Raw genomic sequence first — 12622 nt, forward strand, 5'->3', positions numbered from 1 at the left:
TCGGCAATACACTTTCCATGTATTGATTCGGGGAGCAAATTTGAAGGCGCTGCAGCAAAAAATTCGTTACTGGTTTGACAATTCACTTTCGAGGAAAGGCGCCTTCCCAGCCTGGGTTGCCATTAGCTTCACACTGGCAATCGTGCTGGTTGCGATTGTGGATCGAATTCTGCACGCCATTCCAGCCCTGAATCAACTTCCTGACGCAGGACTCGGTTGGTTTGAGGCATTTTGGTTTAGCGCTGGAAAAACCCTTTCAATCGGCACCGCCGAAACCATTGCTGACCGGATCATGGCCTTGGTCTACTGGTTTGTTGGACTGAGTGTTTGGGGTTCAATTTTTGCTTTTAGAACCCTTGCGATGAATGAGACGATTGCTCGGCTGCGCGCTGCTCCAAGCCCAATTCTCGACAAAAACCACATTTTGATTCTCGGTTGGTCACCGAGGGTTTTCACCATTTTGAAAGAACTTGCCATCGCCAACCAAAATGTCCGCAAGCCAAAAGTGGTGATTTTTGCAAATGTTGATCGCACCCTCATGGACACTGAGATTGCGAAGCGTGCCGGTGATCTAGGCAAGCTGCAAGTCATTACGCGCAAGGGCGATACCACTAACCCAACCGACCTGATGCGGGCGAATGTCACTGGGGCTAAGAGCGTGATCGTTTTGGACTCGGATCGAGCCGGCGACTCGATGATTGTCTCAACTGTCCTTGCAGCCAGGTCAATAAGTTCAAATCCAACTCAACGTTTTGTAGCCGAGGTTGATGATCCAAATGTTGCTGATGCGCTGGAGGATGCCACCGGTGGATCCGTTGTGACTGTTATCCCGCGTGAGGTCATTGCCAAGGTGACCGCCCAAGCCTCGAGGCAGCCGGGCATCCCGGCGGTGATTCTGGAGCTTTTGGACTTTGCCGGGGACGAAATTTACTTCACGACCGTTCCAGCTTTGGAGGGCAAGACATTTTTTGAGGCGCAGCTGGCCTTTAAGAAGGCTGCCCTGCTGGGGGTTGTGCCATTTGGCAAGGAGCCGGTGCTTAACCCTCCTTACAACTACAAGATTCAAAAAGGTGATCAGCTAATTGCCATTGCCGAAGACGATGACAGAGTCAACTACACGGGGCTGGACGAGGAAGTCAAAAGGCCCAGGACCAACTCGCTTTCCAGGGAGTCGGCAAAACCAAGAAATCTCCTTGTTATTGGCTGGTCTGCCATGGGCAAGAGCGTGCTCAACGAGCTGGCTGCATTCTTGCCCAAGGGATCAAGCGCAGACGTTGTTTCACAAGAGCGGTTTACCGAAGAACTGCTGGAAAAAGAGACCAAATTTGGCACGCTCAAGGTCAGCCACATCCCCTCCACTGGCGAGTTTGAGCAGCTGGCTGATTTAGTTTCCAAAAAGCGCTACGACGAGGTTCTGGTGCTGGGCTACCGCGGAGCCAAGATCTCTGAAACCGAAGCCGACGGGCAAACCCTGCTCGCAACCATGCAGCTCACCAGGCTGTTCCAGGGCCAGCTGGCTTCAGGAACCGCACCCAGACTGGTCGCGGAAATCCTTGACCCGCTCAAGGTTGACCTAGCTCAAACCTCATCTGTTGACGACCTAGTGGTCAGTGAAAACCTCGCAGCGCTACTCGTTGCTCAGCTGAGCGAGAACCCAGCCCTGGCGACCATATTCAAGGATCTGTTCAACCCGGCCAAAGGTTCAGCCGTCCACGTTAGGCCGCTCGAAGACTATGCGCCGCTGGGCAAGCCGGTCAGTTTTGCGAAGCTGGTGGCAGCTGCCTCGGCCCGCTCCGAAACCGCAATCGGTTGGCGCGTTCGGACAGAAAATGGCTCCCAGCGCCAGGTTTACCTGAACCCCGCAAAGGACTCGTTAGTCACTCCCTTTGAGCTAGATGGTCTTATAGTCATTGGCCAGTCCGTTTAGGGTGAGCCCCCAAGAATTCAGACCGTCTGCAGTGTCTTAGTCGGAAAGCTCAAGCACAACTGGAACGTGGTCACTAGGGCCCTCACCCTTGCGCTCATCGCGCTCTATGCTCGCTCCAACCACACGCTCGGTCAGTGCCTCTGAGGTTAGGCAGAAGTCAATGCGCATTCCGTTGTTCTTGGGGAAGCAGAGGTCTTTGTAGTCCCAGTAGGTGTATTGGTTGGGAACCAGATCGCGAACCGTGTCTGTCAGGCCAATCTGCTCAAAAGCCTCGAAGGCTTGGCGCTCGGGTTCAGAGATGTGGGTTTCAAAAAGCGAGAGGTCATAGACATCGCTATCCAGTGGAGCAATGTTGAAATCCCCCATCAGACAAAGTTCCAGATCCGGGTTCTCCTCAAGCTGCTCGGCGGTGTCTGAGGCAAGCCGATCCAGAAATTCCAGCTTGTATTCCATGTGGGGGTCGTCGAGTCCTCTACCGTGCGGAACGTACAGCGACCAAATCCGCACCCCGTTGAAGGTGGCTCCAATGGCCCTTGCCTCAACCACATCTTTGAAACTCGGCTGCGCCGAGAAGGAAAGTTCGAGGTCCTGAGGCTCTAGTTCTGCCCGGTAGGCAAAGGCGACGCCATTCCACTGGTTTAGACCGTGGGCGATGACCTTGTAGCCAATTGCCTCAAAGTCTGCGTAGGGGAACTGCTCCGGTTTGCACTTGATCTCCTGCATGCCAAGAACATCAACCTTGGTTCGCTCTAAAAAGCTGATTACCCTCGGGGATCTGGCTCTAACCGAGTTGACGTTCCAGGTCGCAATTTTCACTCCTAAACTCTAACCATGACTTTCTCGCACCCCGACAAACCACGTCTTGTTGAGTTGATCAAGGAGCTCGCTGTGGTCCACGGCAAGGTCACCCTCTCCTCGGGTCTGGAAGCTGACTACTACGTTGACCTGCGTCGGGCAACCCTCCACCACGAGGCGGCCGTGCTGATTGGCCGGGTCATGTTGGCGCTGCTGGATGATAACGATCTCGGTCAGGTTGCGGCCGTTGGCGGCCTCACCATGGGTGCGGATCCGGTTGGGGCGGCCATTCTGCATCAGGCTGCTGCCCAGGGCCGAGCCATTGACGCTTTCGTGGTTCGCAAGCAGGCCAAAGCCCACGGCATGGGTCGGCAGGTTGAGGGCCCTTCGGTTGATGGTAAAGAAGTGGTGGTCCTTGAGGACACCTCGACCACTGGCGGCTCACCGCTGACAGCAGCGGAGGCGCTCACCGCTGCCGGCGCCAAGGTTTTGGCTGTTGCCACCGTCGTTGATCGCGACACCGGAGCAAAGCAGGCCATTGAGTCAGCTGGCTACCGCTACCTAACCGCGGTCACGCTGGCGGATCTAGGTTTGGGTAAGTAGGTTCAATTGCAGCGCAAGCTCGCCCCCTTTATTTTTTTGCAGCTGGCTTCTTTCAGCAGCCTGATCTCCGGATCCATGGTTTTTATTGCGATTCCCTGGATTGCCCTGGAGATAACTGGCTCTGCCGCCTCCTCAGGTTTGGTGGTTGCTCTTACCTCCATCCCCGGCTTGCTCTTGAGCCCAATCATCGGTTCGGTAATTGACAAGATTGGCCGAAGAAAAACCGCTATTTGGGTGGAGCTGCTGACCGTAATCACCTCGGTAATGATTCCAATTGCCGCTGGATTCTGGGAGATGACCCTGCCGATCCTGATAGGCATTGGAGTGCTCAGGGCGATTGTTGCCCCAGGTGGTGGAACCTCCCGTAAGGCACTGGTGCCCGATGTGGCAGCTCCAGCAAACATGACCCTGGACAGGGCAAACTCGATTCACGAAGCGGTGGCTGCCTCCGGCTTCGCCATCGGACCGGCGCTCGCGAGCATCTTGATTGCCGTGATTGGTTCAGCCAATACCTTCTGGGTGGTTGCGCTGTTTGGGCTGCTCTCGGCTGTTTTTGCCTTGTTTATCAAGGTAGAGGAGCAGTACGAAGAAGACTTGGTGGGAGATTCCCAACCCTTCTATGTTTACGCGGTTCAGGGATTCAAGGCACTGTTCAACACCCCGAGTGTGTTCGTGCTGATGAGTGCCATCATGGTGCTGGCCCTAATTTATCTTCCAACCGAGATGGTGATTTTGCCGGCGTATTACAACGAAATTGGCTTCCCCGAGGGGCTGGGCATGGTGATCTCGGCCATGGCTGCCGCGGCGGTCTTTGGCGCACTGTTCTTCGAGCAGATCCACAAGCGCATCAGCTACACCAATATTCTGAGAATTGGAGTCATTGGAGTTCCACTATCGATGATTCCCATGAGCCAGCTGCCTCCGCAGTGGCTGATGGTCGGTTTTGGAATTGTGCTTGGTGCTGCCTGGGGACCACTGTTGCCGCTGTTGAACACCATCATTCAAACCAAGATCCCGGCCAACATGCGCGGCCGCGTATTCTCTTTAGAGATGACCATTTGGACCGCAGGTCCGATGATCTCTATGGTTGCGGCAGGCAGTGCCGTGGATGCTTTTGGAGTGAAGCCGGTATACCTTGCCCTGTCGCTGGGAGTATTGGTCGCGGGTGCCCTGGTCTCGTTCAACAAATACATCAAAGAGCTGGATAGTTAGTTATCCACAATCTCCTTGGATTCGCCCACCATCCAAGCCCTTCAAAGCAAACTACATAAATGGCATTGAGCTCGTTGACTAAATCAGATAATCTGATTTATATGAAAAGGGTGATGACAGCCACTGAAGTAGCACGCAATTTCAGCGAAGTTCTGGATCAAGTTGTGGCGGGAGATCAGATTGTCATCACACGAGGCAATGTTGAGATAGTTGTCATGAACTCCGCTAGTTCCCAAGAGCCAAATTCAAAGTTGCTTGCAAAATCCCTGGATGAGCATTTTGCAAAATACGGACCAATCAGCCAAAAAGAAGCCAAACGCAAACTAGATCGTCTAAATGAAATGCGAGAGCTTGACATGATGCTTGAGGCTGAAAAATGGAATCGGTAATTCTAGATTCGTCGGTTTGGATAGCTCTCGAGCGGAATGATTCTGAGTCTAGAAAATACCTCAACCGCGAATATCAGATCCTCATGCCTGCCATGGTTTGGGCTGAACTCAAATATGCCTCGATAACCTCACAGCGCGATGTGTCGGCAAGACAGACAGCGTTTGATTTCCTGGCTCGCATCCAAAGTCTGACCGATTTTGCACCAATGGATCGTGTCGTAGCCGAGCACTACTCGGAATTGAATGAATTTTGCATTTCGCAAGGCAAACCCAGGGCTGTATCTGACCTGATAATTGCAGCAACAGCGAGGGCTTTGGATGCTGCCCTGGTCTCTTACGACAGAAGAGCTAGGTTTGAGGAACTGCCAAACCTCAGAGTTATTAACTAGATCAGGTCCGCTACTGAATTCAGAATCTCCGTTGGTCTAAACGGATACTTTGCAATTTCAGCATCATCTGAGATGCCGGTCCTAACCAAGATGGTGTGGAGACCGGCTTCAATACCCGCAACGATGTCGGTGTCCATGCGGTCACCGATCATGGCGGTGTCCTCGGAGTGAACATTGATCTTGTTCATGGCACTTCTAAACATCATCGGGTTTGGCTTACCAACGATGTATGGATCCTTACCGGTTGCGGCGGTAATCAGAGCTGCTACCGCTCCCGTTGCAGGCAATGGACCTTCGGCCGATGGGCCGGTGACATCGGGGTTGGTCGCAATGAACCTGGCCCCCTTGTTGATTAGGCGCACTGCCTTGGTTAGAGCGTCAAAGCTTAGGTTTCTGGTTTCACCCAAGACCACGTAGTCGGGATCAACCTCGGTCATTACATAGCCGATCTCATGCATGGCCGTTGTCAATCCAGCTTCCCCGATCACGAAGGCCGTGCCGCCTGGCTTTTGAGATCTCACGAAATCTGCGGTGGCCAGGGCCGAGGTGTAGATGCGGGACTCGGGAACATCCAGGCCACCGGCTTGCAGTCTGGCTGCTAGGTCTCTGGGGGTGTAGATCGAATTGTTGGTCAGCACCAGGAACTCAGTTCCCTCGGCCTGCCACTTCTTCACCAGCTCTGGAGCTCCTGGTATTGGTTTTCCCTCGTGCCATAGCACGCCATCCATGTCAGTGAGCCAGTTTTTAACTTTGGAACGTCCAGTCATGGCTATAACCCTAGCTCTAGGCTGTAACAGGTGAGTGAAGACAACGTTACGGGAACCCATGAGCAATCAACCTGGGGAGTTGGCCCGTACCCGGGAGATGCAACTAAAGATCCAGATTTTGCCAAATTTGATCCGGAGCTGGTGCGAGAAGGCGACACCAGAAACGTGGTTGATGAATACCGCTACTGGTCCATGGAGGCAATCGTTGCCGATCTAGACACCAAGCGTCACCCCTATCACGTTGCCATTGAGAACTGGCAGCATGATCTAAATATCGGTTCGATTGTTAGAACCGCCAACGCTTTTCTTGCCAAAGAAGTCCACATCATTGGAAACAAGCGCTGGAACCGACGCGGCGCCATGGTGACCGATCGCTATCAGCACGTCACCCACCGACCAAGCATTGAGGACTTTGTCCTCTGGGCGCAAATCGCGGGCCCTAGCGGATCAAAACTTCCCATCATCGCGATCGACAATGTGCCGGGCTGCAAACAGATTGAGAATGTTGCCCTGCCCAGCGAATGCATTTTCCTATTTGGCCAGGAGGGCCCAGGTTTGTCGCAGGCTGCGCTAGATGCCGCGGACATGGTGCTGGAGATAACGCAGTTCGGCTCCACCAGGTCCATTAATGCCTCGGCTGCAGCAGCCATCACAATGCACACCTGGGTGATGCAGCACGTTTTTAGTTAGAATTGAGACTGGGCCATTTGCCCAAGTTCCCCAAATCTTGGAAGGGGTTAAACCATGCCCGCAGTAGTCCTAGTCGGAGCCCAGTGGGGCGACGAGGGTAAAGGAAAAGCAACCGATCTACTCGGTGACCGCGTCGACTACGTGGTTCGCTACCAGGGTGGTAATAACGCTGGCCACACAGTTGTGATTGGTGACAAGAAGTTTGCCCTGCACCTGCTGCCCTCTGGAATCTTGACCCCCGCCTGCATCCCGGTAATTGGAAACGGTGTCGTGATTGACCTCGAGGTGCTGTTCCGAGAGATTGACGGACTGAACGAAAAGGGTGTCGACACCTCAAAGCTTTTGATATCGGCTAACGCCCACATCATCACCCCTTACCACGTCACCGTGGACAAGGTCTCAGAGCGCTTTTTGGGTAAGCGCGCAATCGGCACCACCGGTCGCGGCATTGGCCCAACCTACGGAGACAAAATGGGCAGACTCGGAATCCGAGTTCAGGACCTGTTTGACCCCAGCATTCTGATGCAAAAGGTTGAGGGCGCCCTGGTTCAAAAAAATGAATTGCTGGTCAAGGTCTACAACCGCGCAGCGGTTCGCCCGCAGGATGTGGTGGATCACCTGCTCTCCTTCGCTGAGCGCCTAAAGCCGATGGTGGCGGACACCTCCCTGGTTTTGAACAGTGCTCTGGCCGAAGGTAAGACTGTATTGCTCGAGGGTGGACAGGGCACTCTGCTGGATGTTGATCACGGCACATACCCCTTCGTAACCTCTTCCAACCCAACCGCCGGTGGTGCAACCACCGGAAGCGGTATCGGACCAACCAAGATCACCGGCGTAATTGGGATCCTCAAGGCCTACACCACAAGAGTTGGTTCCGGTCCTTTCCCAACCGAGCTGTTTGATGAGTGGGGCGAATTCCTGCGCAAGACCGGAGGTGAGGTCGGTGTTACCACCGGTCGCAACCGCCGCTGCGGTTGGTTTGATGCACCGATCGCCCGCTACGCAACCCGCGTGAATGGTCTGACAGATATTTTCCTAACCAAGTTGGACGTGCTCACCGGTATCAAGGAGATTCCAGTCTGCGTCGCATACGACGTTGACGGCGTTCGGGTGGATGAGGTGCCGGTCTCGCAAACCGACTTCCACCACGCCAAGCCGATCTACCAGATGTTCCCCGGCTGGGATGAGGACATTACGGGTGCAAAAACCTTTGAAGAGCTCCCAAAGAATGCCCAGGACTACGTCCTGGCGCTTGAAAAGCTCAGCGGCACTCGAATCAGTGCAATTGGTGTCGGACAGGATCGCAACGCGACCATCGTTCGCCACGACATGCTCGGCTAAGTTTTCCAAGCTACTTGAGCTTGAGCGGGAATCCTGCATCCAGCCAGATTGTGTGGTTGGTTCCGTAGGGGTCGACTTGAAACTTTGCACTTGCCTTGACCGGACCGGTTCTATTTAGAAACTCGCAGAACTCGGACGCCAGCCTTCTGGGGACATAGCCAAACGTGGTCATGCCAGATTCAACCTTCACTGCCTTGGCGTCAAACTCGTGGTCCCGGTCTCGCTTAACAATCACCCAGATCTCTCTGGTTTCGGGATGGGTTTTGACCAGCCAGTCGGCGTAGAGGTCGAGGGTCTCAGAAAGCCCCTCGGTTCCAAAGAGCTGAATCTCGTAGGTTTCTGGGCCGCTGAGCTCTGGGAGTGATGCCATGTAGTCGTCGTAATCGCTTTGCATGGCAGCGATCTTTTTCTCTTCACGGCTTTGCTGCTCTCGCGCCTTGCGAGTCTGCTTGCGTGATTTGAGTGTGAGGTAGAGCCAGAGCGCCACCAGAGCCAAAAAGATTTCCACAGTTCCCCCCTTTTGCGGTTTCCAAATTACCTCGGGTGGCCGACAATTATCAGGTGAGCAATACCCCAGAGGAACTTGATGCCATCCCTTACCCGGATGAAGCTTTCAACACCTGGGGTGCGGCGGCGGTCGGTGTTGACCCGTTAGCTGCGAGTTTTACCTCGGTGCCCTACCAGCCGGTGCGACCCCACGTTCCTTTTTATCGCTTTTTCGCCTACCCAGACATTTTGGACTTGAGAAAAGCCGGCTATGAGGTGGATCGTTTTATCCCATTATTTGATCAGCTGGAAAATGTCCGCTATCGCGAGGCGCTGGCGCTCTCTTCAATGCTGCACCACCCAAACCCCATGACCCCTTGGAACCCGCGGCGAGCTAAGGAGCTTGAACTAGAGGTTAGAAGTCAGCTTCACGAGCACGGCGTTGGGGAGATTCCAACATTCCTGAGAAGGTTTTTGGGAAAAGCTTTTCCGAGCGACACCATCAGCTACCTAACGGTGGATTTAATCAACGTATTTTTCTGGGCGGCGATGGCCGAGTTGGCCGATGATTTGGCCTGGCGCAACCCAAACCTTTCGTGGAAAGCCGAATACCTGCGCTTCCCAGTGCGCACCCTTAGCTAACATGCTTGAGTGACCAAACCCGAGGGAGGGTTCGTGGAGAAGTTTCGCAAGCAGCTGGATGTCTTTTTTGAAAAGGTCGAATACCCATACATGATCCTGGGATTTGCCTACCTGGGCATCTTCTCGGTGCAGGTATTGGCGCAGCCTCCAAAGCAGATTTACGATGCGCTCGAGGGGGCCTCGGATGTCATTTACTGGATCTTTGCAATTGATGTTCTGCTCAGGGCGCTTTACCTGGGAAAGGGGTTTTTCACCTTCGCCGGAATCATTGGTTTTGTGAAGCAAAACTGGCTGGGTCTGGCATCGCTGCTGCTTCCAGCCTTCCGCGCGCTCAGAGTCTTGCGTGTACTGATTGTGCTGCGAGGGCTAAAGCCCTTTATGGCAAACCGAGCCAGCAAGGTTGGGTTAGTGGTTGGTGTAACACTGCCGATCCTTGTTTACACCTCGGCGATTTCCGTGCTCGAGGCTGAGCGCGGAGTTGAAGGAGCAAATATCCAAAACTTCCCAGATGCGCTCTGGTGGGCTCTTGCTTCGGTAACCACGGTTGGTTACGGAGACCGATTCCCGGTCACCGAGGATGGCCGCTACATCGCCACCATCTTGATGCTGGTCGGCATCGGGCTGTTTTCCTCACTCACCGCTCTGTTGGCGGCTTGGGTGCTGGGCGAAAACCAAAAGCGCGAGGAAGAGAAAAAGCAGGCTGACGCCAACTAGCAAAACGGAATCAAAATCCGTTTGAGAGCTGGCAGGTCAGGTTCCGCCCAATCCAGTTTTGAAAGCTCTTGCTCCTGAACCCAGGCCAGTTCCGAGTGATCGGTGGAGTGAGCGGGCTTTTTGTCCATCAGTTCACACACAAAGCAAACCAGCTCGATTTCTCCGGTGACGCTGCGATCAAATTGGCGAATGACTTTGATTGTGACCCCGAGCTCCTCTTGGATCTCCCGGACTATTGCTGCATCAAGCTCTTCGCCCACCTCGGGCTTGCCGCCAGGAAATTCCCACTTACCCGGAGCCGATTTCCAATCGCCACGCTTGGCACACAGGTAGCGGCCGGCCTCATCTTGAATGATGGCTGCGGTCACCAAAAGTGTCATGGGGCCAGAATAGCCTGAGGAACGAGGGGGTTTTGATGGAGCTTTGCTCGGTTTGCCTGCAGTTCTTTTTTGACTGTGAGTGTGAATTCTGTGAGTGCGTGATTAAGAAGTCAACGTTTGGGACTACTGAGGAAGATTAGCTTCGATCAGCTCAACAATTGACTCGTCGTCTGGTCTAACCGTTGGGCGGAAACGGTGAATCTCACCCTTTGGGGTAACCAGGTACTTCTCAAAGTTCCAAAGCACTGGACCGGCCATGCCCTTGTTGTCCTTGGTGGTGACCAGCTGCTTGTAGAGGGGGTGGCGCTTGCGCCCGTTGACATCGGTCTTCTCGAGCATTGGGAAGGTGACTCCCCAGGTGGTGGAGCAGTACTCGCCAATTGCTTCGCTGTCTTTAAGCTCCTGCATGAACGATCCGGACGGAACTCCCAATACGGTGAAGCCCTTGGGCGAGTACTTCTTGTGCAGCTCCTCGAGTTGCTCGTACTGCGGGGCCAGCCCGCATCGCGACGCTACGTTCACGATCATCATTAGCTTTCCCTGAAAATCGCTTAGGTTGCGGGTGGAACCATCAAGCATGGTCAGTGGCACGTTGTAATCAAGCATGCTGTTCAGAACAACGAACTAGCCAAAAGAATTTCAGCGCGAGGCGAGCACCTTCAGTGCCGCAAGCCTTGCGCCCAGAACAATAAAGCCCAGCGCAATAAAACTGACCGCAATCATGAGGATGTAGCTGACCATCGAGGGGATTCCGCCCTCACTCCCGGGGTTAATGAACCAGTAGGGCCACCAGCCATCGCTCAGACCTCTCATGATTGACAGCCCAAGCCAGGTGAGCGGATAAACCACAACCCACCATGCCTTTTTCCAACTTGGCTTGTGACCCTGAATCGAGATCAGGTAGTCCACAACCAGGGCAATTGGTGCGTAGGTGTGAATCACGAGATTTGGTAGGACTGGCCAGACGTAACCGATGTCCCTCGGGTCTGCGGCGGCATCTCCCAATAGTGCGTGGTAGACCACTCCCACGATGATCATGCTCACCACCGCAACCAACCTCAGGGTGTGAAGCCGTGCCGACTCGTCTTTGCCCTGCAGCAGCGTTAGACCGCTGATGGTCATCACTAGACCGGCCAGAATCGAGGAGTCAATCGAGAAGTAAGCAAAGTACTCAAAGGGACGGAACAGGTTGTTCGCCATTCGGTCCGAGACCTGCCACAGCACGCTGCCCAGCAGCGCTAAACCAACGAACAATCTGAAACTGCCGAATACACCCTTGTATAGCAACTGAACTCCTAATTCTCTGCGGTAAAGCTAAGCACGCTTTTTAGAAACTGCTGCGGTTGTTCCTCGTGTGGCAGGTGACCGCACTCAGAGATAACCACCGGCTTCAGTCCGAGCTCTGCGGCCAATCTCAATGAATCCTCGGTTGCCACGATGGTGTCGTTGTCACCGGTCAGCACCAGCGTCTTGGTTTTAAGGGCCGCCAACCTACTGGCTACATCGAGCCTGCGGTCCGCTCGGTTGAACTCCCAGAACGCCCGCTCCCACCCCACCACCTTCAGTGGCTGGGTGTAGTGGGCGAGGGTTTGCTCGGTGATTTTGTTTTGATCAAAGTAGCTCTGGTTCAAAATCTCTAGGCCGCTGGTGGCAATTGTGGAGACTAGAGCGGGTCCGAGGTGATTCAGCTGCGGAATGAAATAAAGCCAATTTAGCCAGGTGGGCGTCCCGCCGCTTGAGTAGATAGCGGCATCCTCCAGAACCAGGTAGTCAACCCTCTCGGGGTGCTCTAAGGCATATGCGGCTGCAATCTGTCCACCGGCCGAGTGGCCCACTAAAACCACCTGCTGGTTTTGATTGAAGCGATCAATGATCCCATCCAGCACCTCCAATGAGGCTTTAGCCGAGTATGGGTTGGTTCCACTGAAGCTCTCTGGTCGCTCGCTGAATCCAAAAGCAGCGCGGTCATAAGCCACCACCTCACCAACCGCTGCAAGTTCATCTAGAACCGGCAGGTAACTCAGTGCACTCGCCCCAAAGCCGTGCAGCAGAATGAAGAGCTGTTTAGCCTTTGGGTCCCCGGCACTGACCAGGTGAACTTCGTTTCCGGCGATCTCAACAAACTGGCTGCGCTCGCCCCAAACTTCTTTAGCTGCCTCCCGATTGGTCAGGGTTCCAGAGCTGTTTACCGGCACCAGAAATGGGACCACCAGCAGCACGCCTAGAATCAAGGCTGAGACAGTGAGGACTTTGCGCTTCATGATGCAAGTTAACTCTCAATAGCTGA

Annotated in this window: 16 protein-coding genes; 9 read left to right on the top strand and 7 right to left on the bottom strand. The window is 54.2% G+C overall.

The genetic code is table 11. The features are described 5' to 3' along the window. Nucleotides 1-22: 22 nt before the first annotated feature. On the top strand, nt 23-1927 hold the full coding sequence (locus tag HRU87_RS00205) for a CASTOR/POLLUX-related putative ion channel (protein WP_173492971.1): 1905 nt from the start codon (nt 23-25) through the stop codon (nt 1925-1927). A 36-nt stretch (nt 1928-1963) separates the two neighbouring features. On the opposite strand, the gene HRU87_RS00210 is transcribed toward HRU87_RS00205, so the two are convergent. Beyond that, a complete protein-coding gene (locus tag HRU87_RS00210) occupies nt 1964-2743 on the bottom strand; it encodes an exodeoxyribonuclease III (protein WP_173492972.1) in 780 nt (259 codons plus the stop codon). A 15-nt stretch (nt 2744-2758) separates the two neighbouring features. On the opposite strand from HRU87_RS00210, the gene pyrE reads away from it, so the two are divergent. Genes pyrE through HRU87_RS00230 form a run of 4 tightly spaced genes read left to right on the top strand, consistent with a single transcriptional unit; the run spans nt 2759 to nt 5315 of the window. After that, nucleotides 2759-3325: an orotate phosphoribosyltransferase gene (pyrE, locus tag HRU87_RS00215; RefSeq protein WP_173492973.1), complete on the top strand. Its 567-nt coding sequence runs from the start codon at nt 2759-2761 to the stop codon at nt 3323-3325. A 6-nt stretch (nt 3326-3331) separates the two neighbouring features. Further along, nucleotides 3332-4537 (top strand): MFS transporter, encoded by a 1206-nt coding sequence (locus HRU87_RS00220; RefSeq protein ID WP_173492974.1) that lies wholly within the window; start codon nt 3332-3334, stop codon nt 4535-4537. Nucleotides 4538-4596: 59 nt separating this feature from the next. Next, nucleotides 4597-4926 (top strand): type II toxin-antitoxin system Phd/YefM family antitoxin, encoded by a 330-nt coding sequence (locus HRU87_RS00225; RefSeq protein ID WP_213086394.1) that lies wholly within the window; start codon nt 4597-4599, stop codon nt 4924-4926. Then, nucleotides 4914-5315 carry a type II toxin-antitoxin system VapC family toxin gene (locus tag HRU87_RS00230; RefSeq protein ID WP_173492975.1) on the top strand — a complete coding sequence of 134 codons (402 nt, stop codon included), beginning with the start codon at nt 4914-4916 and terminating at the stop codon, nt 5313-5315. The genes HRU87_RS00225 and HRU87_RS00230 overlap by 13 nt, the downstream gene beginning before the upstream one ends. Here the strand turns inward: HRU87_RS00230 and HRU87_RS00235 are convergent. After that, the gene (locus HRU87_RS00235; protein WP_173492976.1) at nt 5312-6082 is read right to left on the bottom strand and encodes an HAD-IIA family hydrolase; all 771 of its coding nucleotides are present in this window, start codon (nt 6080-6082) and stop codon (nt 5312-5314) included. The genes HRU87_RS00230 and HRU87_RS00235 overlap by 4 nt on opposite strands. A gap of 30 nt (nt 6083-6112) precedes the next feature. Here HRU87_RS00235 and HRU87_RS00240 point away from each other — a divergent pair, with 30 nt between their 5' ends. Beyond that, nucleotides 6113-6772, top strand: a complete 660-nt coding sequence (locus HRU87_RS00240) for a TrmH family RNA methyltransferase (protein ID WP_173492977.1) — start codon at nt 6113-6115, stop codon at nt 6770-6772. Nucleotides 6773-6826: 54 nt separating this feature from the next. Then, nucleotides 6827-8113 carry an adenylosuccinate synthase gene (locus HRU87_RS00245; protein ID WP_173492978.1) on the top strand — a complete coding sequence of 429 codons (1287 nt, stop codon included), beginning with the start codon at nt 6827-6829 and terminating at the stop codon, nt 8111-8113. Nucleotides 8114-8123: 10 nt separating this feature from the next. Here the strand turns inward: HRU87_RS00245 and HRU87_RS00250 are convergent, their stop codons facing one another. Then, nucleotides 8124-8621: a hypothetical protein gene (locus tag HRU87_RS00250; RefSeq protein ID WP_173492979.1), complete on the bottom strand. Its 498-nt coding sequence runs from the start codon at nt 8619-8621 to the stop codon at nt 8124-8126. A 35-nt stretch (nt 8622-8656) separates the two neighbouring features. On the opposite strand from HRU87_RS00250, the gene HRU87_RS00255 reads away from it, so the two are divergent. Together HRU87_RS00255 and HRU87_RS00260 are read left to right on the top strand one after the other, a co-directional pair. Beyond that, nucleotides 8657-9241, top strand: coding sequence for a hypothetical protein (locus tag HRU87_RS00255; protein WP_173492980.1), 585 nt, complete (start codon nt 8657-8659; stop codon nt 9239-9241). A gap of 9 nt (nt 9242-9250) precedes the next feature. After that, nucleotides 9251-9955 (top strand): potassium channel family protein, encoded by a 705-nt coding sequence (locus tag HRU87_RS00260; RefSeq protein WP_173492981.1) that lies wholly within the window; start codon nt 9251-9253, stop codon nt 9953-9955. Here the strand turns inward: HRU87_RS00260 and HRU87_RS00265 are convergent. The 4 genes from HRU87_RS00265 to HRU87_RS00280 all read right to left on the bottom strand — a co-directional run bounded on the left by HRU87_RS00265 (nt 9952) and on the right by HRU87_RS00280 (nt 12596). After that, nucleotides 9952-10335 carry a (deoxy)nucleoside triphosphate pyrophosphohydrolase gene (locus tag HRU87_RS00265; protein ID WP_173492982.1) on the bottom strand — a complete coding sequence of 128 codons (384 nt, stop codon included), beginning with the start codon at nt 10333-10335 and terminating at the stop codon, nt 9952-9954. The genes HRU87_RS00260 and HRU87_RS00265 overlap by 4 nt on opposite strands. A 123-nt stretch (nt 10336-10458) precedes the next feature. Next, nucleotides 10459-10941: a glutathione peroxidase gene (locus tag HRU87_RS00270; protein WP_173492983.1), complete on the bottom strand. Its 483-nt coding sequence runs from the start codon at nt 10939-10941 to the stop codon at nt 10459-10461. Between the two features lie 33 nt (nt 10942-10974). Then, entirely contained in the window at nt 10975-11622 is a 648-nt protein-coding gene (locus HRU87_RS00275) for a Pr6Pr family membrane protein (protein WP_173492984.1), read from the bottom strand. An 8-nt stretch (nt 11623-11630) separates the two neighbouring features. Continuing rightward, nucleotides 11631-12596, bottom strand: coding sequence for an alpha/beta fold hydrolase (locus tag HRU87_RS00280; protein ID WP_173492985.1), 966 nt, complete (start codon nt 12594-12596; stop codon nt 11631-11633). Nucleotides 12597-12622: the final 26 nt, after the last annotated feature.

The organism is Aquiluna borgnonia (assembly GCF_013283855.1).
GTDB lineage: Bacteria > Actinomycetota > Actinomycetes > Actinomycetales > Microbacteriaceae > Aquiluna > Aquiluna borgnonia.